Annotated in this window: 17 protein-coding genes; 5 read left to right on the forward strand and 12 right to left on the reverse strand. The window is 61.1% G+C overall.

Annotated features, from left to right (window positions below; genetic code table 11):
• The first annotated feature begins 37 nt into the window (after window positions 1-37).
• The 4 genes from ACM6IT_RS01970 (at window position 38) to ACM6IT_RS01985 (ending at window position 3,648) form a co-directional block, all read left to right on the forward strand.
• A complete protein-coding gene (locus tag ACM6IT_RS01970) occupies window positions 38-427 on the forward strand; it encodes a RidA family protein (protein WP_056724419.1) in 390 nt (129 codons plus the stop codon).
• Window positions 428-562: 135 nt separating this feature from the next.
• Window positions 563-1,327, forward strand: a complete 765-nt coding sequence (locus ACM6IT_RS01975) for an IclR family transcriptional regulator (RefSeq protein ID WP_414917412.1) — start codon at window positions 563-565, stop codon at window positions 1,325-1,327.
• 39 nt (window positions 1,328-1,366) lie between these two features.
• On the forward strand, window positions 1,367-2,584 hold the full coding sequence (locus ACM6IT_RS01980) for an amino acid deaminase (protein WP_414917374.1): 1,218 nt from the start codon (window positions 1,367-1,369) through the stop codon (window positions 2,582-2,584).
• Window positions 2,585-2,712: 128 nt separating this feature from the next.
• Window positions 2,713-3,648, forward strand: coding sequence for a sugar kinase (locus ACM6IT_RS01985; protein WP_414917375.1), 936 nt, complete (start codon window positions 2,713-2,715; stop codon window positions 3,646-3,648).
• A gap of 160 nt (window positions 3,649-3,808) precedes the next feature.
• Here the strand turns inward: ACM6IT_RS01985 and ACM6IT_RS01990 are convergent, their stop codons facing one another.
• From ACM6IT_RS01990 to ACM6IT_RS02045, 12 genes are all read right to left on the reverse strand, one after another.
• Window positions 3,809-4,084: a peptidylprolyl isomerase gene (locus ACM6IT_RS01990; protein WP_007898282.1), complete on the reverse strand. Its 276-nt coding sequence runs from the start codon at window positions 4,082-4,084 to the stop codon at window positions 3,809-3,811.
• A gap of 65 nt (window positions 4,085-4,149) precedes the next feature.
• Window positions 4,150-6,687: a PAS domain-containing protein gene (locus ACM6IT_RS01995; RefSeq protein ID WP_414917376.1), complete on the reverse strand. Its 2,538-nt coding sequence runs from the start codon at window positions 6,685-6,687 to the stop codon at window positions 4,150-4,152.
• 123 nt (window positions 6,688-6,810) lie between these two features.
• Complete coding sequence (locus ACM6IT_RS02000; protein WP_414917377.1) at window positions 6,811-8,766, reverse strand: acetoacetate--CoA ligase; 1,956 nt, start codon at window positions 8,764-8,766, stop codon at window positions 6,811-6,813.
• A 188-nt stretch (window positions 8,767-8,954) separates the two neighbouring features.
• Window positions 8,955-9,728: a 3-hydroxybutyrate dehydrogenase gene (locus tag ACM6IT_RS02005; protein WP_056724432.1), complete on the reverse strand. Its 774-nt coding sequence runs from the start codon at window positions 9,726-9,728 to the stop codon at window positions 8,955-8,957.
• A gap of 7 nt (window positions 9,729-9,735) precedes the next feature.
• A complete protein-coding gene (locus ACM6IT_RS02010) occupies window positions 9,736-11,127 on the reverse strand; it encodes a GntP family permease (RefSeq protein ID WP_007974692.1) in 1,392 nt (463 codons plus the stop codon).
• A 285-nt stretch (window positions 11,128-11,412) separates the two neighbouring features.
• Window positions 11,413-12,828: a sigma-54 interaction domain-containing protein gene (locus ACM6IT_RS02015; RefSeq protein ID WP_223542763.1), complete on the reverse strand. Its 1,416-nt coding sequence runs from the start codon at window positions 12,826-12,828 to the stop codon at window positions 11,413-11,415.
• A 160-nt stretch (window positions 12,829-12,988) separates the two neighbouring features.
• The gene (locus tag ACM6IT_RS02020; RefSeq protein WP_414917378.1) at window positions 12,989-14,566 is read right to left on the reverse strand and encodes an ABC transporter ATP-binding protein; all 1,578 of its coding nucleotides are present in this window, start codon (window positions 14,564-14,566) and stop codon (window positions 12,989-12,991) included.
• A 14-nt stretch (window positions 14,567-14,580) separates the two neighbouring features.
• Window positions 14,581-15,603, reverse strand: coding sequence for an ABC transporter permease (locus ACM6IT_RS02025; RefSeq protein WP_056724439.1), 1,023 nt, complete (start codon window positions 15,601-15,603; stop codon window positions 14,581-14,583).
• Window positions 15,603-16,664 (reverse strand): microcin C ABC transporter permease YejB, encoded by a 1,062-nt coding sequence (locus tag ACM6IT_RS02030; RefSeq protein ID WP_056724441.1) that lies wholly within the window; start codon window positions 16,662-16,664, stop codon window positions 15,603-15,605. The genes ACM6IT_RS02025 and ACM6IT_RS02030 overlap by 1 nt, the downstream gene beginning before the upstream one ends.
• Entirely contained in the window at window positions 16,664-18,532 is a 1,869-nt protein-coding gene (locus ACM6IT_RS02035) for an extracellular solute-binding protein (protein ID WP_414917379.1), read from the reverse strand. The genes ACM6IT_RS02030 and ACM6IT_RS02035 overlap by 1 nt, the downstream gene beginning before the upstream one ends.
• Before the next feature lie 134 nt (window positions 18,533-18,666).
• On the reverse strand, window positions 18,667-18,948 hold the full coding sequence (locus tag ACM6IT_RS02040; RefSeq protein ID WP_008051985.1) for a peptidylprolyl isomerase: 282 nt from the start codon (window positions 18,946-18,948) through the stop codon (window positions 18,667-18,669).
• Window positions 18,949-19,055: 107 nt separating this feature from the next.
• Window positions 19,056-19,937 (reverse strand): esterase/lipase family protein, encoded by an 882-nt coding sequence (locus tag ACM6IT_RS02045; RefSeq protein WP_414914342.1) that lies wholly within the window; start codon window positions 19,935-19,937, stop codon window positions 19,056-19,058.
• Window positions 19,938-20,272: 335 nt separating this feature from the next.
• Between ACM6IT_RS02045 and ACM6IT_RS02050 the strand changes: the two genes are divergently transcribed.
• Window positions 20,273-21,337, forward strand: coding sequence for a hypothetical protein (locus ACM6IT_RS02050; protein WP_414917380.1), 1,065 nt, complete (start codon window positions 20,273-20,275; stop codon window positions 21,335-21,337).
• Window positions 21,338-21,408 lie beyond the last annotated feature (71 nt).

A 21,408-nucleotide genomic window follows, 5' to 3' on the forward strand; every position in this document is an offset into this window, starting at 1 on the left:
ATAACGGAATAAACACTTCCAGTCAGGAGAAACACTCATGAGCATTACTCGTTACGGCACCGGCAGCACCGCCGCTGGCGGTCAGCCTCGTCCATTCGCCCGCGCTGTCGAAGCCGATGGCTGGCTGCACGTGTCTGGCCAGGTGCCGGCGCTGGATGGCGAGATCATTGTCGGTGGCATCGTCGAGCAGACCCACCAGGCCATGAAGAACCTGATCGCGATTCTCGAAGAGGCAGGTTTCGGCCTGGAAGATGTGGTGCGTGCCGGCGTGTGGCTGGAGGATCCACGGGATTTCACGAGTTTCAACAAGGTTTTCTCCGAGTACTTCAAGCCCGAACACGCACCAGCGCGGGCCTGCGTGCAGGCGAACATGATGGTCGACTGCAAGGTCGAGATTGACTGCATTGCGTACAAGAAGAAGGCTTGAGTCCGCGGTTGCTCTTGTAGGAGCTGCCGAAGGCTGCGATCTTCTGGCGTTTTTTGATGGGTGCAGCCAAGACCGGATCAAAAGATCGCAGCCTGCGGCAGCTCCTACGGGCGACTATGAATGGGAACCACTGAAATGACCGAAGACACCATCAGGCGCCGGGCACGCGGGCTGGACCGGGCGTTCGATATCCTCGATTTCCTCAAGGAGATCGGCCAGCCCCTGCGCCCGAACGACATCGCCAACGGCATCGGCAGCCCCAAATCCACGGTCTACGAACTGGTGGCCTCGCTGCTGGAGCGACGGATCCTGGAACCGGTGGGCAAGGACGGTCATGTCTACCTCGGTCGCCAGTTGTACTTTCTCGGGCAGGCACACCTGCGGCATTTCGACCTGACCCGCGAGGCCGATCACGCCTTGCAGGACATCGTCAGCCAGACCGGTGAAACGGCGCAGATGTGCCTGCTCAACGGGCGCAAGTACACCGTCGCGCTGATGAAGGAGGGGGAGCGGCATTTCCGCATTTCCTCGGACATCGGCGAAAACGCGCCCATCCCCTGGACCGCATCCGGGCGCCTGTTGCTGGCGCACCTGAGCGACCAGGCTATCGTCGACCTGATCGACCACGACGACTTCATCCTGCCCAATGGCGATCGCCTGGAACTTGCGCAGTTTCTCAAGGAAATCCGTCAGGCCGGTATCGATGGTTTCTTTTCCTTCGATAGCGTGGCCGATACTTTTACCCATTGCTTCGCCGCCCCGGTCAAAGACCCCGACGGCGTGGCCATCGCGACCCTGTGCATCGTCGCCCCACGGGCCGATGCCAAGAACAACTACAACGACTACCGCCGGGTGCTGATCGCAAGCGCCAACAGCCTGGCCCGTCGCATCAACGAATAACAGCGGCTACCTGCGGCCGCGTGAACGAGGAGTTCGACCATGTCTTCTGTCCCCAATACTGCCGCCGTGGAAAAAGGCACCGCGCCCAAGGGCGCCAGCCTGGTGCGTGACGTCAGCTTGCCTGCGCTGGTACTGCACCGCGATGCGCTGGAACACAACATTCGCTGGATGCAGGCGTTCGTCAGCGACAGCGGCGCGGAACTGGCGCCCCATGGCAAAACCAGCATGACCCCGGCGTTGTTCCGTCGCCAACTGGACGCCGGTGCCTGGGGTATCACCCTGGCAAGCGCCACGCAAACCCGGGCGGCCTACGCCCATGGGGTACGCCGGGTGCTGATGGCCAACCAGTTGGTCGGCACGCCGAACATGGCATTGATCGCCGACCTGCTGGCCGACCCGACGTTCGACTTCTATTGCATGGTCGATCACCCGGACAACGTCGCCGACCTCGGCGCTTATTTCGCCTCCCGTGGTGTGCGCCTGAACGTCATGATCGAATACGGCGTGGTGGGTGGTCGTTGCGGTTGCCGCAGCGAGCAGCAAGTGCTGGATCTGGCCAAGGCCATCGGCGCACAACCGGCGCTGGCCCTGACCGGGATCGAAGGCTACGAAGGCGTGATCCATGGCGATCACGCGGTGACCGGCATTCGTGATTTCGCCGAGTCACTGGTGCGTCTGGCGGTGCAATTGCAGGACAGCAGAGCCTTCGCCATTGCCAAGCCGATCATCACTGCATCGGGTTCGGCCTGGTATGACCTGATTGCCGAGTCCTTTGAAGCACAGAACGCCGCCGGGCGCTTCCTCAGCGTACTGCGTCCCGGCAGCTACGTGGCTCATGACCATGGCATCTACAAGGAAGCGCAGTGTTGCGTGCTCGACCGTCGCAGCGACCTGCACGAGGGCCTGCGTCCGGCGCTGGAAGTGTGGGCGCATGTGCAGTCGCTGCCGGAACCGGGGTTTGCGGTGATTGCCCTGGGCAAGCGCGACGTGGCCTATGACGCCGGTTTGCCGGTGCCATTGCTGCGTTACAAGGCAGGCACCGTGCCGGCCAAGGGCGATGATGTGGGCGCCTGCAAAGTGACCGCGGTGATGGACCAGCATGCGTTCATGACCGTGGCGCCGGGGGTTGATCTGCGGGTGGGCGACATCATTTCGTTTGGTACCTCGCACCCGTGCCTGACGTTCGATAAATGGCGTGTTGGCTGCCTGGTGGATGAGCAACTGAATGTCATCGAGACCATGGAAACCTGTTTCTAAGACTGAAACCCGCGGCGTGGCTTTCGCGAGCAAGGCCGCTCCCACAGGGTTTTGTGTACACCGAAGATCCAATGTGGGAGCGGGCTTGCTCGCGAAGAGGCTCTACCAGACAAAAGAGAAATCCGCGTATGAACACCATCAACACCCTGGGCCCCAACACTCCACGCATCGCCCTGATCGGCGAATGCATGATCGAGTTGCAGCATCGCGCCGACGGCAGCCTGCAACAAAGTTTCGGCGGCGACACCTTGAATACGGCGGTGTACCTGTCCCGGGAACTGGCAGAGGACGGCTGCGTGGACTACGTCACCGCCCTGGGCGATGACAGTTTCAGCGACGCGATGTGCCAGGGCTGGGCGGCGGAAAACATCGGCCTCACCATGGTTCAGCGCCTGCCCGGACGCCTGCCGGGCTTGTATTGCATCCAGACTGACGCCGCCGGTGAGCGACGTTTTCTGTACTGGCGCAATGAAGCGGCCGTCCGCGATTGCTTCACCACCCCGGCCGCCGCGCCGATCCTCGCGGCGCTGCCGGATTACGACGTGCTGTATTTCAGCGGCATCACCCTGGCGGTACTCGGCGCGCAAGGTCGGGAAAAACTGCTGGAAACCCTGATCGAAGCCCGCCAGCGCGATGCGCGGATCGTGTTCGACAACAACTACCGGCCACGGCTGTGGGCATCGGTCGAGGATGCACAAGCGGCGTATCGCTGCGTGCTGTCACATGTCGACCTGGCGTTGCTGACGGTGGAGGACGAACAGGCGTTGTTCGGTTATGCCGATTGTGACGCGGTGTTTGCCGCGTATGCGCAGATCGGTACGCCGGAAGTCGTGCTCAAGCGCGGTGCCCAGGCGTGCCTGATTCGTTGTGATGGTGAGTCATTCGAGGTGCCGGCGCAGAAGGTCGAGCGGGTGGTGGACACCACGGCGGCGGGGGATTCGTTCAGCGCGGCGTATCTGGCTTCGCGGCTCAAGGGCGGGAGTCCAGCGGACGCCGCCGAGGCCGGGCATCGGCTGGCGAGCCGGGTGATTCAGGTGCCGGGGGCACTGATCCCAAGGGATTGATGCAATTTCTGTGGCGAGGGAGCTTGCTCCCGCTGGGCCGCGAAGCGGCCCTAAAACCTGCCAGCCATGATCTGCCTGATACACCGCATGCACGACAATTGCGACTGCCGCGCAGCCGAGCGGGAGCAAGCTCCCTCGCCACAGGGGTCTGACCAGCCATTCAATCCCGGTAAAACACCTGCACCAGGTGATACCCGAACTTGCTCTTGATCGGCCCATGCACCACCCGCAGGGGCTTCTTGAAGATCACCGCATCGATCACGCCGACCATCTGCCCCGGCCGCACCTCACCGAGATCGCCGCCGCGCTTGCCCGATGGGCAGGTCGAATACTTCTTGGCCAGCACATCGAATGCTTCACCCTTGGCGATACGTTGTTTGAGCTGCTCGGCTTCTTCCGAGGTTTTCACCAGAATATGGCGGGCTTGAGCTTTCATTGGCGGTACCTTGCAACGGTGGTGGCTATGTGGGTGGCAGCGGGGGCGCGCGATTATGCCTCAACTCAGTCCGGTTGACTGATCATCGTGCGAATCTTGTTGGCCAGCAGGTCGATGGAAAACGGCTTGGCCACCATGTCCATGCCTTCTTCGAGGAAACCCTGGCGCTCGGCGGCGATCTCGGCGTAACCGGTCATGAACAGCACTTTCAGTTCAGGACGATGCTGGCGGGCGATTTCCGCCAGTTGGCGGCCGTTCATGCCCGGTAAGCCAACGTCGGTCACCAGCAGGTCCACCCGCTGGTCCGACTCCAGCAGCGGCAGGGCGCCCTTGGCATCTTCGGCTTCATGGGCGCGGTAACCGAGCTCCTTGAGCAGGTCCAGCACCAGCATGCGCACCGCCGCATCGTCCTCGACCAGCATCACGGTTTCGCCGGCAATCGCCGCCGGTGCCTCGCTGATGACAGGCGACAAAACCTGTTCCGGTTCGGTTGAATGCAGGCGCGGCAGGTACAAGCGCACGCTGGTGCCCCGTCCGGGGAGGCTGAACAGGTTGACGTGGCCCCCCGTTTGCTGGGCAAAACCGTAAATCATCGACAAGCCCAGACCGGTGCCCTGGCCGATGGGCTTGGTGGTGAAGAACGGGTCGAATGCCTTGGCCAGCACCGAGGGCGTCATGCCGGTGCCGTTGTCGCTGACGGCAATCATCACGTAGTCGCCGGCCTTGACCGGTTCCAGGGTCGTGATGTCGCTGCCGTCGAGGTACACATTGGCGGTTTCAATCTGCAACTGGCCGCCATCGGGCATGGCGTCCCGGGCATTGATCACCAGGTTGAGCAGGGCGTTTTCCAGCTGGCTGACATCGGTGCTGACCCGCCAGATGTTCTCGGCCAGTTGCAGGTTGAGCTCGATGTTGTCGCCCTTGGTACGACTGAACAAGTCTACGAGCGAGTGAATCAAGTCGTTGGGGTTCAGCGGCTTGCGGTTGAGCGACTGACGTCGGGAAAACGCCAGCAGGCGATGGGTGAGGGCGGCGGCACGGTTGGCCGAGGACACGGCCGCTTCGGTGAAACGGCCGATCTCGCTGGTGCGGCCGTCGGCAATGTAGCGTTGCATAAGGTCGAGGCTGCCGATGATGCCGGTGAGCATGTTGTTGAAGTCATGGGCGATGCCGCCGGTAAGCTGGCCGACCGCTTCCATTTTCTGCGCATGGCGCAAGGCCTCTTCGGCACGCTCGCGCTCGAACATCTCGCTCTGCAAACGCTCGTTGGCCTCGGCCAATTGGCGGGTGCGGGCGGCAACCCGTTCTTCAAGGGTTTCGTTGAGGTTGCGCAGGGCTTCTTCGGTCTTTTTGCGTTCGGTTTCGTCGATCACGAAGATGTAGAAACCGTTCACCGCGCCATCCGCGCCGTGGCGTGGCAGGTAATTCATCAAGGCCTGGCGGATGCTGCCGTCGCGGTGCGGCGTGCTGATGCTGAAGCAGCAAGGCCGGCCGGACAGTGCCTCAGTGATGTACGGGGCGCGCAGTGCATAGGCTTGTTCGCCAATCACTTCAAGAATGGTCCGCCCGTAAAGCTCTTGCGGCGTCAGCCCATACCAGTCCAGGTACGCCGCATTGTTCAGGCGAAAGCGTTCTTCACGGTCGACGTAGCTGATCAGGATCGGCATGGCGTTGATGATCAGTTGCAGCTCGGTCTGGCTCTGGCGCAGGGCCTGTTCGGTGTGTTTGCGCTCGGTCAGGTCCAGCGCCGCGCCGAGGAAACGCATCGGCCGGCCATGGTGATCCTTGTAGCAGCGTCCGCGGGCGAATACCCAGCGCATCTGGCCGTCGGTTTGCAGCAGGCGATATTCCTCGGCGTATTCGCTGCCTTGGGTGATGCAATGCTTGATGCTGCGGGCGATCAGGGCACGGTCTTCGGGGTGTACGCCGTGCAGGTACTGACTGATCGGCAACTGACTGGCCATGGCCGGGTCGATGCCGTGCAACTGGGCAAAATGCGCATCGGCGATGAAACGGTCCTCGCTGATGTCCCAGTCCCAGGTGCCGACCGCATCGGTGGCGGCAAGGGCCAGTTGCAGGCGTTCCTCGGTTTCACGCTGGGCCTTGAGGCTGGCCGCCGAGCGCTGTTCGAGTTCGAGGGCGATGCGCCGGCGTTCGTTGGTTTCAATGGCGGTGACCAGGATCCCGGCCACTTCGGCACTTTCGTCGCGGATCGGGCTGTAGGTCAGGTCGAGCCAGAAGTCCGACTCCCGGTCCCCGCGTTGCAGGGTAAAGCGCTGCTCACTGTAGGTTCGCACCTGACCTTGCAAGACGGCGTTGTAGATCGGGTCGGTAAAGTCTTGCAACTCTGGCCAGATCAGGTGCGTCGGTTGTCCGAAAGCGTGTGGATGCTTGCTCCCGGCGAGCAGGGCGAAGCCGTCATTGTAGATCTGCGTCAGTTGCGGGCCCCATAGCAACAGCATCGGCATCGGTGAGTGAATGACGATGTCCACGGCGGTTCGCAGGCTTTGTGGCCAAGTTCTGGCAGCGCCCAGCGGGCTGCTGGCCCAGTCGATTCGGGCGATCAAGGCCTGGGCATCGCTGGCGGTTGGTGTTGCGTTCATCAAAGAGTCCTGCACGTGAGTCGCTTTGGCTGACGTCTATTCTTGCACAGGTGGTTGAAACTGGAGGATTCGTCGGCGCGAGTGGTTCAGAGACACCGATTCCACAGGGATTTGCGTGGTGCTTCAAGATTTGAGTTCGGGCCGGTCACGAAATTGCTCCAGCGCTTCGGGATTGGCCAGTGCATCAGTGTTCTTCACCTTCTGCCCATGCACCACATTGCGCACCGCCAACTCAACGACCTTGCCGCTGATGGTCCGGGGAATGTCCGTCACGGCAACAATTTTCGCCGGTACATGGCGCGGCGTGGTGTTGGCGCGAATCGTCTCGCGGATCTGCTGTCGCAGGGCTTCGTCCAGCTCGAGCCCGTCGCGCAAGCGTACGAACAGCACCACTCGCACGTCGTCCTGCCACTGCTGACCGATGGCCACGCTGTCGAGTACCTGGGGGACTTTCTCCACCTGACGATAGATTTCCGCCGTGCCGATGCGTACGCCACCGGGGTTGAGCACGGCATCGGAGCGACCGTGGATCATCATCCCGCCATGGGGCAATTGTTCGGCGTAATCCCCCTGGGCCCAGACGCCGGGGAACAGGCTGAAATAGGATTGGTGCAGTTTCTCGCCATCGGGGTCGTTCCACAGGCCAATGGGCATCGCCGGGAAATGCCGGGTGCAGACCAGTTCGCCCTTTTCACCAATTACCGGGTGGCCTTCGTCGTTCCACACTTCGACGGCCATGCCCAGGCTCTTGCCCATGATTTCGCCGCGGCGCACGGGCGACATCGGGTTGCCATTGACGAAGCACGAGACGATGTCGGTGCCGCCGGACATCGAGGCCAGGCACACGTCAGCCTTAAAGTCCCGATAGACGTAGTCGTAACTCTGCGGCGACAGCGCCGAGCCGGTGCAGAGCAATGTCTTGAGGCTGCCCAGGTCATGACTTTCCCGGGGCTTGATACCGCTGCTTTCCAGGGTCGCGAGGTATTTGGGGCTGGTGCCGAAGACGCTGATGCATTCGTCGTCGATCAGGTCGATCAGGCGTTGCGGTTCGGGCTGGAACGGTGAGCCGTCGTACAGCACCACGGAGCTGCCTGTCGCCAGCGCCGACACTAGCCAGTTCCACATCATCCAGCCGCAGGTGGTGTAGTAGAACAGCCGTTCACCGGGGCCGAGATCGCCATGCAGACCGTGTTCCTTGACGTGTTGCAGCAACACGCCGCCGGTGCTGTGGATGATGCATTTGGGTACACCGGTGGTGCCGCTGGAGTAGAGGATGTACAGCGGATGGGCGAAAGGCACCGGGACGAAATCCGGTTCGCCGCCGGGGGTGTAGAAGTCGTCCCACAGCGTCACGTTGGCCTGGGTATGGAATTGTTCGATGTGTGCGTGTGGACGTGCGTAAGGCACGACGATCAGCTGTTGCAGCGACGGCAGGCGCTGGAGGATTTCGTTGACCTTGGCGGTCTGGTCGATCTCTTTGCCGGCATAGCGGTAGCCGGCGCAGGTCACCAGCACTTTCGGTTCGATCTGGCCGAAACGGTCAACCACCCCTTGGGTGCCGAAGTCCGGCGAAGAGCAGGACCAGACGGCGCCAAGGCTGGTGGTGGCGAGCATGGCCACCAGGGTCTGCCAGGTGTTGGGCATGCAGGCGGCGACCCGGTCGCCCACAACGACGCCGGAGGCGATCAAGCCATTCTGGAAGCCGGCGACCTGTTCGGCCAGTTCAGCCCAGGTCAAATGTTCACGCTGACCGTTTTCGCCGACGGCTATCACGGCAATCGCATCATCGCGACGCTGCAGCAGGTGTTCGGCAAAGTTCAGCGTTGCGCCGGGGAACCACTGGGCGCTGGGCATTCGCGGGCCTTCGAGCAGCACGGCGTCGGGTTGCTCGTGGAAGCGGATGTCGAAGAAGTCGACGATGGCCTGCCAGAAGTCCGGCCGTTGATCGATGGACCATTGGTGCAGGGTCGGGTAGTCGTCGATCTTGAGGTGATGCCGCTGATTGATGAAGCGCCGAAAGGCCTCCATGCGGGTCTTGCCAATGCGTTTGGCGTCGGGTTGCCAGAGGATGTCGGACATGGTTTGCCTCTTCTTTTTTAATGCCTTCGCACAGGTTGATGTGGAGCAGGCTCTTGTGGCGAGGGAGCTTGCTCCCGCTCGGCTGCGTAGCAGACGCAATCCAGGCAACCGGTTTTGCATGTGAGACTCATGGGGCGGCTTCGCCACCCAGCGGGAGCAAGCTCCCTCGCCACAAAAGCAAACGGTTGTTACTGCGCCAACCACCCACCATCAACATTCCACGCCGCGCCGCGTACCTGGCTGCCGGCTTCGCTGCACAAAAACAACACCAGTTCACCCAGTTGCGGCGGTGTCACGAACTCCAGCGATGGCTGCTTTTCAGCCAGCAGATCATGCTGCGCCTGCTGCGGATCAACCCCGCTGGCGGCACGATCATCAATCTGCTTTTGCACCAGTGGCGTCAATACCCAGCCTGGGCAGATCGCGTTGCAGGTGACCTGGGTGGTCGCGGTCTCCAGCGCGACCACTTTGGTCAGGCCGATCACCCCGTGCTTGGCGGCGACGTAAGCTGACTTGCCCACCGAACCGACCAGGCCATGCACCGAGGCAATGTTGATCACCCGACCCCAGCCCTTGGCGCGCATGCCCGGCAGGCTCAAGCGGGTGCTGTGGAACACCGACGACAGGTTGATGGCAATGATCGAATCCCAGCGCTCCACCGGGAACTCATCCACCGCTGCCACGTGTTGAATGCCTGCGTTGTTGACCAGAATGTCGACGCCGCCAAACTCACGTTCGGCGTAGGTGATCATGTCGGCAATTTGTGCCGGATCGCTGACATCGGCGGGGTGATGGCCGACCTTGCCGCCGAACTGTTGCACCTGGGCGATCACTTGGGAGGCATCGCCAAAGCCGTTGAGGATCAGGTTGGCCCCGGCCTTGGCCAGGCTGAGGGCGATCCCCAGGCCGATGCCGCTGGTGGAGCCGGTGACCAGTGCGGTCTTGCCCGAAAGAGTCGTCATGAATACCTCACACAATGCCAGTGGCGTAGAAAGTGCCGATCACCACGAAAACCGCCAGGGTCTTGATCAGCGTAATACAGAAAATGTCTTTGTAAGCCTCGCGGTGGGTCAGTCCGGTGACCGCCAGCAGGGTGATCACCGCGCCGTTGTGCGGCAAGGTGTCCATGCCGCCGCTGGCCATCGCGGCAACCCGGTGCAGCACTTCCAGCGGAATGTTCGCCGCATGGGCGGCGCTGATGAACTGTTCGGACATCGCCGCCAGCGCGATGCTCATGCCGCCCGAGGCGGAACCGGTGATGCCGGCCAGCAGGGTCACGGTAATCGCTTCGTTGACCAGTGGGTTGGGAATGCTCTTGAGCCAGTCGGCCAGCACCAGAAAGCCCGGCAAGGATGCGATCACGGCACCGAAACCATATTCCGAGGCGGTGTTCATCGCCGCCAGCAATGCTCCGCTGACCGCACTTTTACTGCCCTCGGCGAGTTTGCTGCGAATCGCCTGGAAGCCAAACACCAGCACCATGAGGATGCCGACCAGCAAGGCTGCCTGTACCGCCCAGATCGCCGTGAGCTTGGCGATTTCCGTGGTCACCGGCGCGGCCATGCCCGGTAGCGCCAGGCTGTGGGTCTTGCCGTACACCTGGGGAATCCAGTGGGTGAACAAAAGGTTCATGATGCCCACCGCCAGCAGTGGCGAGAGCGCCAGCCACGGGTTGGGCAGCTTGAGGTCGGCGGCGGTTTCCGGCTCGTTGCGCAGGTCCGAACCATAGCCTTCACCGGCACGCTGCGCCTTGTTGCGCTGGCGCTGGAGAAACAGCATGCCGGCGCAGAACACGAAGATCGTGCCGATCACACCTAGCCACGGAGCCGCCCAGGCGGTGGTGTTGAAGAAGGTGCTGGGGATGATGTTCTGGATTTGTGGCGTACCGGGCAGGGCGTCCATGGTGAACGAGAAGGCGCCCAGGGCAATGGTCGCCGGGATCAGTCGCTTGGGGATGTTGCTCTGGCGGAACATTTCAGCGGCAAACGGGTAGACCGCGAACACCACCACAAACAACGATACGCCGCCGTAGGTCAGCAGGGCACAGACCAGCACGATCACCAGCATCGCCTGACGGGTGCCGAGCAAGCGAATGGCCGCCGCGACGATGGAGCGCGAGAAACCGGACAGTTCGATCAGCTTGCCGAACACCGCACCGAGCAGGAACACCGGGAAATACAGTTTGATGAAGCCGACCATTTTTTCCATGAACACCCCGGTGAAAGCGGGGGCGACGGCAGACGGGTCAGTCAGCAGGACAGCGCCGAGGGCGGCAATCGGGGCAAAGAGGATAACGCTGTAGCCACGGTAGGCAGCCAGCATCAGCAGCGCGAGGGCTGCCAAGGCAATGATCACACTCATGGTGTGTCTCCTGGGTTGTTATTTTTGTTGGGTGAAGCCTGGTAGGAGAGGCGTATAGCGAGTTTTGTGCCAGATAGTTAAGTTGTTGAAATATAAGGATATATTTTCAGGTTGGCGGGCTTGTCGAGTAGATTTGTCTCTGTTCTGAGACTTGCATTGGCAGTGCTAGCCTCTTCGCGGGCAAGCCCGCTCCCACAGTTGACCGAGTTGATCAGTAGAGCGTCGTCTCCTGTGGGAGCGGGCTTGCTCGCGAAGGGCTTTCTAACAATGGAGATTAATGTCTCTTTATTGAGACTCTACGATCCCCAGCGCCACCATCTTTTTGTACAACGTCGACCGCCCAAGGCCCAATCGTGCTGCTGCATCAACCACCTTACCCCCGCATTGCGCGAGGGTGGTCTCGATCAGCTGCCGGTCAAACCGCTCCCGCGCCGCACTGAAGGTCTCATGGGCAAGCGGTTCGATGGTCAAGGGCGCCACGCGCTCAACGGGTTTGAACGTACCAATCGCCGCACGGATATCTGCTGTCGTCAGGCGCAAGTCATCACTGAGCAACGCGGCCCGCTCCAGCACGTTGCGCAGCTCGCGGATGTTCCCCGGCCAGGCGTGTTGGCCCAACAGTTCCAGGGCTTCATGGTGAAGTTCATGCTGGCTGCGCAGTTCTTCGAGAATCGCTTCACTAAGCGCCGGCACGTCATCGAGGCGGTCACGCAGGGGCGGAACTTGGATCGGCAGCACGTTGAGCCGGTAGTACAAGTCGGCGCGGAATTCGCCGCGTTTGATCGCGGCCTCAAGGTCCGTTGAGGTCGCGGCGATCACCCGCACATCGCTCTGGATCACTTCGTTGGAGCCCACCGGCTCGAATTCCTTTTCCTGCAACACCCGCAGCAGTTTGCTTTGCAGGGGCAGCGGCATGTCGCCGATTTCGTCGAGGAACAGCGTGCCGCCCTGGGCGATCTGCAATTTGCCGGCGCGGCCCTTGCGGTCGGCACCGGTAAACGCGCCCGGAGCGGTGCCGAAGAATTCGGCCTCCAGCAGCGATTCGGGAATCGCCGCGCTGTTGATACTGACAAACGCCTTGTGCGCGCGGGGCGAAGCATTGTGGATCGCCTGGGCCAGCAGTTCCTTGCCGGTGCCGGTTTCGCCGAGCAGCAATACCGGCGATTCGGTGCTTGCACTGCGTCGGGCACGGCGTTTGACTTCGAGGCTGGCGGCGCTGGTGCCGATGAAGTGGGCGAAGTTGTATTTGGTCTGCCGCGCCCGCAGCAGCGAGCGGGTGGAGGCCAGTTCTTCCTGCATGTTCATGTAGCGCTTGAGCATTGGCGACAGGCTGCGCAGCTCGTCGAACAGGGCGAATCCGATGGCACCGATCACCACGCCGACATCGTCGTGAATCGGCAGGCGCATGACCACCAGCGGCTCTTTGGGGGTGTCTTGCATGTCCAGCAGAATCGGCCGGCCGGTGCGCACCACCTCACGCAGCAGGCTGCCGGGGATCACGCTTTCACAGGGCTTGCCGATCGCGACTTCGGCCGATTGCAGGCCGAAGCGCCGGGCGTAGCGCTCATTCATCCAGACGATGTTGGCATCGCGGTCGACAATCACCGTGCCCTCACTCGATTGCTCGATGATTTCGAACAACGAACGGATCGCCAGCAGGCGAACGCGCTGGTAGTCCTTGAGGCTTTCGGTGGTGTTCATCGGTATTGATCCTGATTATGTTTTGCCTGTGCCGGCCTCTTCGCGAGCAAGCCCGCTCCCACAGGGGATTTGTGAACGACACAGATCGACTGTGGGAGCAGGTTTGCTCCGGGCGGCGTTCCGACGAAGGCCGCGCCTCGGTCCAACTTCATGCGACGGATTATGCCTGCCCCAACAGCGCCGCCGCCAACAGCTCCTTGGTGTACGGATGCTGCGGTGAGTCAAACACCTCATGGCTGGCGCCGCGTTCCACCACTTTGCCGTCCTTGATCACGATCATGTCGTGGGCCAGGGCGCGCACCACAGCCAGGTCATGGCTGATGAACAGATAGGTCAGCCCGTATTTTTCCTGAAGCTGACGGAGCAGGGCGACCACTTGTTTTTGCACCGTGCGGTCCAGCGCCGAGGTCGGTTCGTCGAGCAGGATCAACGCCGGCTTGAGCACCAGCGCCCGGGCGATGGCGATGCGTTGACGCTGGCCACCGGAGAACTCGTGGGGATAACGATGGCGACTTTGCGGGTCAAGACCGACTTCGTTCAGCGCCCGGATCACTTCGGCGTTGCATTCTTCTGTGCTCAACTGGCTGTGCACTTCCAGGCCCTCGCTGATGATCTGCGCGACCGACATTCGCGGGCTGAGGCTACCAAAGGGGTCCTGGAACACCACCTGCATCTTCTTGCGCCACGGCCGTAGCTGTTTTTGCGTCAGGCCATCCAGCGCCTGGCCCTGAAAGCGGATACCGCCTTCGGAGTCGAGCAAACGCAGGATCGCCTGGCCCAAGGTGGACTTGCCCGAACCGGATTCGCCGACGATGCCCAGGGTCTTGCCGCGCTGAATATTCAGGCTGATGCCATCGACGGCCCGCAGCCAGGTCTTGCGCTGGAACAGGCCACCACCGACGGCAAACCGCACCTGCAGGTTGTCCACCTCCAGTACGTTTTCGCGCTCGTCCCGGGGCAAGGCTTCGCCCTCGGGTTCGGCGTGCAGCAATACGCAGCTGTAAGGGTGCTTCGGCTCAGTGAAAAGGACTTCGCAAGGCGCCTGCTCGACGATTTCCCCGGCCTTCATTACGCACACGCGCTGGGCGATGCTGCGCACCAGATTGAGGTCATGACTGATCAGCAGCAGCGACATGCCCAGCCGCTGTTGCAGGGACTTGAGCAGCAGCAGGATCTTGCGTTGCACCGTCACATCCAGCGCGGTGGTCGGTTCATCGGCAATCAGCAGTTCCGGCTCGCACGCCAGGGCCATGGCGATCATCACCCGCTGGCGCTGCCCGCCGGACAATTGATGGGGATAGGCCTTGAGGCGCTCCTCGGGTTTCTGGATGCCTACCAGGTGCAGCAATTCGAGGATCCGCGCTTGCGCCGCCTTGCCCGCCAGGCCTTTGTGCACCAGCAAGGTTTCACCGATCTGTTTTTCGATGCTGTGCAGCGGGTTGAGGGAGGTCATCGGCTCCTGGAAGATCATCGCGATGCGATTGCCGCGCAGTTGTCGCAACTTGCAGGCATCGGCACCCACCAGTTCCTGGCCGCGATAGCGGATGCTGCCCGTCGTCTCGGACTCGGTTTGCGGCAGCAGTTGCAGGATCGAGTGGGCCGTCACCGACTTGCCCGAACCCGATTCGCCCACCAGCGCCAGGCATTCGCCGGGGCGGATGTCCAGGCACAGATTGCGCACCACGGTCTGGCCGCTGAAGGCCACGTTGAGGTCACGGATTTCGATCAGGTTGGTCATCTCTACATTCCGAATCAAGATCGAGGATCAAAAGCGTCGCGCAAGGCTTCGCCAATGAACACCAGTAAAGAAAGAATCAGCGCCAGGGTGAAGAACGCCGTCAGCCCCAGCCACGGCGCTTGCAGGTTCTGCTTGCCCTGGCCGATCAGTTCGCCCAGGGAAGCGCTGCCGGCAGGCATGCCGAAGCCGAGGAAGTCCAGCGCCGTCAGGGTGGAAATCGCCCCGGTGAGAATGAACGGCAAGTAGCTCAAGGTCGCGTTCATGGCGTTGGGCAGAATGTGCCGCACGATGACCTTGCGGTCGGTCAGGCCCAGCGCGCGCGCGGCCTTGACGTATTCCAGGTTGCGCCCGCGCAGGAATTCGGCGCGCACCACGTCCACCAGGGCCAGCCAGGAAAACAGCGCCATGATCCCCAGCAGCCACCAGAAATTCGGCTCGACGAAGCCCGACAGGATGATCAGCAGGTACAACACCGGCAACCCGGACCACACCTCCAGCAGACGCTGGCCGAGCAAGTCCACCCAGCCGCCGTAATAGCCTTGCAGGGCCCCGGCGGCAATGCCGATCAGGGCACTGACAAAGGTCAGCATCAAGGCAAACAGGATCGACACCCGGGCCCCGAAGATCACCCGGGCCAGAACGTCCCGTGCCTGGTCGTCGGTGCCCAGCCAATTGACGCTGGAGGGCGGGCTGGGGGCAGGTGTGTTCAGGTCGTAGTTGGGCGTGTCGTCACTGAACGGAATCGGTGGAAACAGCAACCAGCCGCCATCCTTCTTGATCAGTTTCTGCACGTAGTCGCTGCGGTAGTCGGCCTGGAACGGCAGCTGCCCACCGAACGCCTGTTCGGTGTGGCGCTTGAAGACCGGGAAGTACCATTGGCCCTGATAGCTGACCACCAGCGGTTTGTCGTTGGCGATCAGTTCGCCGCCCAGGGTCATCAGGAACAGACCGATAAACAGCCAGAGCGACCACCAGCCCCGACGGTTTTTCTTGAAACGCTCGAAGCGACGACGGGCCAGCGGTGAAAGCTTGAGCATCAGGCGTTCCTCGCGGCGAAGTCGATACGCGGGTCGACCAGGGTGTAGCAGAGGTCGCCGACCAGTTTTATCAGAAGGCCGAACAGGGTGAAGATGAACAGCGAGCCGAACACCACCGGATAGTCCCGCGATACGGCCGCTTCGTAGCTCATGCGGCCCAGGCCGTCGAGAGAGAAGATCACCTCGATCAGCAGGGAACCGGCAAAAAACACACTGATGAACGCCTGGGGAATGCCCGACACCACCAGCAGCATGGCGTTGCGGAATACGTGCCCGTAGAGCACCCGTCGTTCACTCAAGCCCTTGGCCCGGGCAGTGACCACGTACTGGCGGGTGATTTCATTGAGGAACGAGTTCTTGGTCAGGATGGTCAGTGTGGCGAAGCCGCCGATCACCAGCGAAGTCACCGGCAACACCAGGTGCCAGAAGTAGTCGGCCACCTTGCCAAGGGTCGACAGTGATTCGAAGTTGTCCGAGACCAGCCCGCGAACCGGAAACCAGTTCAGCGAAGTGCCGCCTGCAAAGACCACGATCAGGAACATCGCAAACAGGAACGCCGGCATGGCATAGCCGATGATGATCGCGGTACTGCTCCAGATGTCGAAATGGCTGCCATGGTGCACGGCCTTGCGGATGCCCAGGGGAATCGACACCAGGTAGGTGATCAGCGTCGCCCAGAGCCCGAGGGAGATGGTCACGGGCATTTTTTCGAGGATCAGGTCGGTGACGGTGGCGCCACGGAAGAAGCTCTTGCCGAAGTCCAGGCGCGCATAGCTGGTGAGCATCAGCCAGAGGCGTTCGTGTGCCGGCTTGTCGAAGCCGTACTGTTTTTCAATGTCCTTGATCAACTGCGGATCGAGCCCTCGGCTGGACCGGGACTTGCCGCTCATGGCTTCGCCGGAACTGCCACCAACCGCGGCGCCACCAATGCCTTGCAGGTGCGCGATGGCCTGTTCGACCGGCCCGCCTGGCGCGGCCTGGACGATGACAAAGTTGACCAGGAGAATGATTACCAGCGTCGGAATGATCAGCAGCAGGCGCCGCAATATGTAAGCCCACATCAGTGCGGCCCTCCGGGTTTGCCACGGCTGATACGCTCGGCCGTCATCTGTTGGTTGGTCAATGGCGTGGTGCTCATCTCCCACCAGCTTTCGATGGCTTCGTCATTGCTCGCTTGCACGTTCGGGATACCAAAGCGGTTCCACCACACTGTCGAGGTGCCCGGCGGGTAATAGTTGGGAATCCAGTAGTAATTCCATTGCAGTACCCGGTCCAGGGCATGGGCGTAGTGCAGCATGCCGACCTGGGTATTGGCGTGGATCAGCCCGGTGATCAGGGTGTCCACCGCCGGGTTTTTCAATACCATGTAGTTGTTGGAGCCAGGGTCGGTGGCCGCCGCCGAACCGAAGTAATTGACCAGTTCGCCCCCCGGAGAGGTGGTGACCGGGTAGCCGGTGACGATCATGTCGTAGTCGCGGCTCATCAGGCGATTGACATACTGGGACGAGTCGATGCGGCGGATGTTCAGGTCGATGCCGATCTGTTTCAACGTGCGTTTATAGGGCAGCAGCAGACGGTCCATGCCGTTCTGGCTGACCAGGAATGTGAAGCTCAGCGGCTCGCCGTCGGCATTGACCAATTGGTCGCCATCGGGTTTCCAGCCGGCCTCTTCGAGCAAGTCCAGGGCTTGCAACTGCTTGTCGCGAATCACGCCGCTGCCGTCGGTCTTCGGCGCTTCGAACACCTGCGTGAAGACTTCGTCGGGAATCTGCCCGCGCAGCGGTTCGAGAATCGCCAGTTCACCGGCATCCGGCAGTTGCCGGGCGGCGAGGTCGGTATTGGAAAAAAAGCTCTGCTGGCGGATGTACATGTCGCGCATCATCTGCCGGTTGCTCCACTCGAAGTCCCACAGCATCACCAGCGCCTGGCGCACGCGACGGTCCTGGAACATGGGCTTTTGCAGGTTGAACACAAAACCCTGGGCCGGCTGCGGCGCCTCGGTGGCGAGGTGGGCCTTTTGCAGGCGACCGTCGCTCAGGGCCGGGCTGTCGTAGCCGATGGAATAGCCGGTGGCGGAAAATTCGCGATTGTAGTCATAGGCGCCTCCACGCAGGACCTGGCGCGCCACGTCGGTATCGCCGAAGTACTCGATGCTGAAATGATCGAAGTTGTACAGGCCGCGACTGACCGGCAGGTCCTTGCCCCACCAGCCGGGATTGCGCTCGAAGGTGATGCTGCGTCCCGAGTCGATCTTGCCGACTTTATAGGGGCCGCTGCCCAACGGCGCTTCATAGCCACCGCCACCGGCGAAATCGCGACTCTTCCACCAGTGTTCGGGAAACACCGGCAAGGTCGCGATATCCAGCGGTAGGGTGCGATTTTCGTTGTTCTTGAAATCAAAGCGGATAGTCAGCGGCGATTCCACTTCGACGCCTTTGACGTCGGCGAACTGGGTGCGGTAACGCAGGCTGCCCTGGGTCATCAGCAGGTCGAAGGTGTAGCGTACGTCTTGGGCAGTAATGGGTTTGCCATCGGCAAAACGCGCCTTGGGGTTGAGGTAAAAGCGCAGGGACAGGCCGTCCTCGGAGCGCTCCATCTTCTCGGCCACCAGGCCGTACACGGTGTAAGGCTCGTCCAGGGAGCGCTGGGCCAGCGGTGAATAGAGCAAACCGTCGACCTGTGTAACGCCGATGCCTTTGTCGATGTAGGGCAAGACATGGTCGAACTGACCGATTTCGATCGCCGAACGCCGCATCGTACCGCCCTTGGGGGCCTGCGGGTTGGTGTAGGCGAAATGACTGAAGCCGGTGGGGTATTTGGCCGGTTCGCCGTACACGGTCATTGCCTGTTGCGGTGCCGCATTCACACCCGAGACCCCCATCAGCAGGGCCACGGCCGTGAACAGCAAGGTAGGGAAAACCAGTCGCATTGTCAGCCTTAGAGCCGGGTAGTCGTTAACGACAATTTGTACGCTAGCGGCGCGTCCCTCGCCAGCCGTATTGCGCATCACAAACACAACGGCCCACCAATAGGCGGGCCGTCGTGTGAATACTCAGGCGTCGATCAGTCCTGACGGCTGGTCACTTCCAGCAGGTGGAAACCGAACTGGGTCTTGACCGGGCCCTGGACCACGTTGAGTGGTGCGCTGAAGACCACGGTGTCGAATTCCTTGACCATCTGGCCCGGCCCGAACGAACCCAGGTCACCGCCCTGGCGGCTGGATGGGCAAGTGGAGTTTGCCTTGGCAACTTCGGCGAAATCGGCGCCAGCCTCAATTTGGGCCTTGAGTTCGTTGCACTTGGCTTCGGAGGCAACAAGGATGTGACGGGCAGTGGCTTTAGCCATGGGAAAATACTCCTTTCAATACTCGATAAAGTGCTGAGCCTACCGGATTCAGTGAGCGATTTCTCCTCAAAGTTCCGTTCCACGGGGGATCCACGGCAGGTGGGTGCTCAAAGGCCGGCGTCCCGCAAGCGCCTGGCATGCTGGACATACAGATCAATCGGGTCGACACCCCTACGCAGTTGCCCGGTCGGTTGGCCAATGGAGTCCAGGTGATCCAGCGCATAGTCGGACCGGATAACCGTGCCCAGATGGGAGCTGAAGCGACCGACCAAACCGTCGTTCTGTTCGCTTTCCGTGACGAAATAACCGGAAAGGGCCCGGCAAAAGGCGTTGAGTGGATCGAGCGCATAGCGCCCTTGTTCGAGAACATTCGCTGGCAGCACGCCGCTCCACGAGTAGTAACGAACACCGTTGACCTGTTCGCACCCCTTGCCACCCCAGGTGGTGGGCAGCCCTTGCGGGTATTTGTCGTTGAATGCGCCTACGCCTTCGGTGGTCAGCGCATTGAGGGCGGCAATGGCGTTTCGCGGTTGATACTGATTGTCGCTCAAGGTCGCGAGGAAGTCGGCGAACAGAGTCACCACCGTCTCGGCCACATGTTCCGGCAGGCATCCCGGTGTCAATGCCTTGCGCAGGAAGTCGGCCAGTTCCGAACCATGGTTCGGCCCGCTGACGGAGGTGACCGACGCCACGCTGTGTGGCGCAATCGCTGCGGCATAACGTGCGGCCAGTGCGCCCTGGCTATGGCCTATGAGGTTGACTTTGCGCGCACCGGTTCCTTCCATTACCCGCTCGATCTGTGCGAGCAATTGGTCTCCGCGTACCTCGTTGTCATGGATGGCCGACAAGTGGGGAACGAACACCCTGACTCCGGCGTTCCTCAGTGCCTGCCTGATGTCGTGAAAGAGCTCGAACTTGCCGATTTTTTCGAAGCCGAAAAGCCCGTGGACCAGCAGTATTGGGTAACGAGTGCTTGCATTCCTTTGCATGTTCATACCTTTACGCAGAAGTTCATTGGGACTGCATGGCGCTTCACTCTAAAACACTCGAGGTTGGCGCGATGTATGAAAAGTCCGCCGAAACTTGAGGAAAACGGAATAGAACAAGTGCGAATGCTCAAGAGCAGTTGAAGCCTTAGTCGGAATAGATCGAGGACTTTTCGCGGCAATCAGGTTGCTGCTGATCAAAGACCTACTTTGCATGTATCGATTTTCCGAGCAGGTCGGAGTGAGAGGCCGACATCACGACTGTTCGGCATGAGGTTAAATAGCCGTACGGAGCCGGCCACCTGTCCGGTGTTTATTCCAGGGAATGGAGCGAATGAATGACTGTTTATGAACCCGACACCTTGAATCTCGCCCAGCAACCATTGCCACCGCCGATCCTTGAGCAGGCGCAAAACGGCGTTCTCAATCCCTGTGAAAAAAAAGCCGTCATCAGGGTCCGGCCTTATCCAGGCATGACCTGCGGCGACAAATTGCTATTGAATTGGGCGGGGCTGGATGCCGATGGCCTTGCCTGCAATCACCAGGTGGCGCGTTTTGTCAGTGACGACCGGGTCGGCGAGGACATTATCTTTGCCGTGGGTAGCATGCATATCGAGGCGCTTGAGGGTGGTTCACTGGAAATCGGTTACTCACTCACCAGTACCCGATTGGCCGAGCCCGTGCATTCCCGTCGATTGCAGCTCAGTGTCGGTGATGTGCAGTGCGACCTGTTACCCGCGACGGTGAGCGATGCGGTGGGGAGAACGCTTGATCCGGATCGGGTGAAGGAAGGGGCGATCGTTACGATCAAACCCTATGCGCGCATGGCGTCGGGCGACTGGGTGTTGCTGACCTGGGCGGGTGTTTCGGTTGAAGCAAGTTTCAGTGATGCACTCAAGGTCGAGGCTTTCGCTGTGGGGGAGGAACTGTCGTTTTGGGTCAGTCCGGAGTGCATTGCGCTCAACCTGGGCTCCTCGGTGTCCGTCGACTATTGCGTCAAGCAGGCGGGGCAGGGGCCTCGTTATTCTGAAGTAACGGCACTGATGATTGGCATCCTGGAGCGGCGGCCGCTGCGAGCACCCACTGTGCTGGAAGCCAACGAGGGTTGGGTGGATCTGCAAGATGCGCAGGATGGCGTGTCTGTCGTCATCGAAAACCCCAAGGCTGAAAAAGGAGAACGGATTTGCCTGACATGCGACGGGGAGAAATTCAATCACTGTGACGACCGCGTAATAACCAGGGACATCGCGGGTGAGCCATTGGTGTTTATCGTTCCCTACCCGTTCTGGAGGGAACATCGAGATACTGCGATCCGTGTTTCCTGTTCAGTCGAGCGCCTTGACGGCACCCGTCAGCAATCGGGGGTGACACTGGTTCAGGTGCAGTCCCTGATGGGACATTGATTGCCATTTGCCCTCCAGTCTTTCCATGAAGGCTGGAGGGCGCACGGAGGATGGTGATTATCGGGCGTTGT

The sequence above is a fragment of the Pseudomonas sp. IT-P4 genome (genome assembly GCF_949767755.1).
Classification (GTDB): Bacteria; Pseudomonadota; Gammaproteobacteria; order Pseudomonadales; family Pseudomonadaceae; genus Aquipseudomonas; species Aquipseudomonas monachiensis.

Coding starts and splice junctions, on each gene's coding strand:
- ACM6IT_RS01990 (WP_007898282.1), bottom strand. CDS start 4,084: ATGAAAGCTCAAGCCCGCCATATTCTGGTGAAAACCTCGGAAGAAGCC.
- ACM6IT_RS02045 (WP_414914342.1), bottom strand. CDS start 19,937: ATGCAAAGGAATGCAAGCACTCGTTACCCAATACTGCTGGTCCACGGG.
- ACM6IT_RS02000 (WP_414917377.1), bottom strand. CDS start 8,766: ATGTCCGACATCCTCTGGCAACCCGACGCCAAACGCATTGGCAAGACC.
- ACM6IT_RS01970 (WP_056724419.1), top strand. CDS start 38: ATGAGCATTACTCGTTACGGCACCGGCAGCACCGCCGCTGGCGGTCAG.
- ACM6IT_RS02030 (WP_056724441.1), bottom strand. CDS start 16,664: ATGTGGGCTTACATATTGCGGCGCCTGCTGCTGATCATTCCGACGCTG.
- ACM6IT_RS01980 (WP_414917374.1), top strand. CDS start 1,367: ATGTCTTCTGTCCCCAATACTGCCGCCGTGGAAAAAGGCACCGCGCCC.
- ACM6IT_RS02050 (WP_414917380.1), top strand. CDS start 20,273: ATGACTGTTTATGAACCCGACACCTTGAATCTCGCCCAGCAACCATTG.
- ACM6IT_RS02025 (WP_056724439.1), bottom strand. CDS start 15,603: ATGCTCAAGCTTTCACCGCTGGCCCGTCGTCGCTTCGAGCGTTTCAAG.
- ACM6IT_RS01975 (WP_414917412.1), top strand. CDS start 563: ATGACCGAAGACACCATCAGGCGCCGGGCACGCGGGCTGGACCGGGCG.
- ACM6IT_RS02040 (WP_008051985.1), bottom strand. CDS start 18,948: ATGGCTAAAGCCACTGCCCGTCACATCCTTGTTGCCTCCGAAGCCAAG.
- ACM6IT_RS02005 (WP_056724432.1), bottom strand. CDS start 9,728: ATGACGACTCTTTCGGGCAAGACCGCACTGGTCACCGGCTCCACCAGC.
- ACM6IT_RS01985 (WP_414917375.1), top strand. CDS start 2,713: ATGAACACCATCAACACCCTGGGCCCCAACACTCCACGCATCGCCCTG.
- ACM6IT_RS02010 (WP_007974692.1), bottom strand. CDS start 11,127: ATGAGTGTGATCATTGCCTTGGCAGCCCTCGCGCTGCTGATGCTGGCT.
- ACM6IT_RS02035 (WP_414917379.1), bottom strand. CDS start 18,532: ATGCGACTGGTTTTCCCTACCTTGCTGTTCACGGCCGTGGCCCTGCTG.
- ACM6IT_RS02020 (WP_414917378.1), bottom strand. CDS start 14,566: ATGACCAACCTGATCGAAATCCGTGACCTCAACGTGGCCTTCAGCGGC.
- ACM6IT_RS01995 (WP_414917376.1), bottom strand. CDS start 6,687: ATGAACGCAACACCAACCGCCAGCGATGCCCAGGCCTTGATCGCCCGA.
- ACM6IT_RS02015 (WP_223542763.1), bottom strand. CDS start 12,828: ATGAACACCACCGAAAGCCTCAAGGACTACCAGCGCGTTCGCCTGCTG.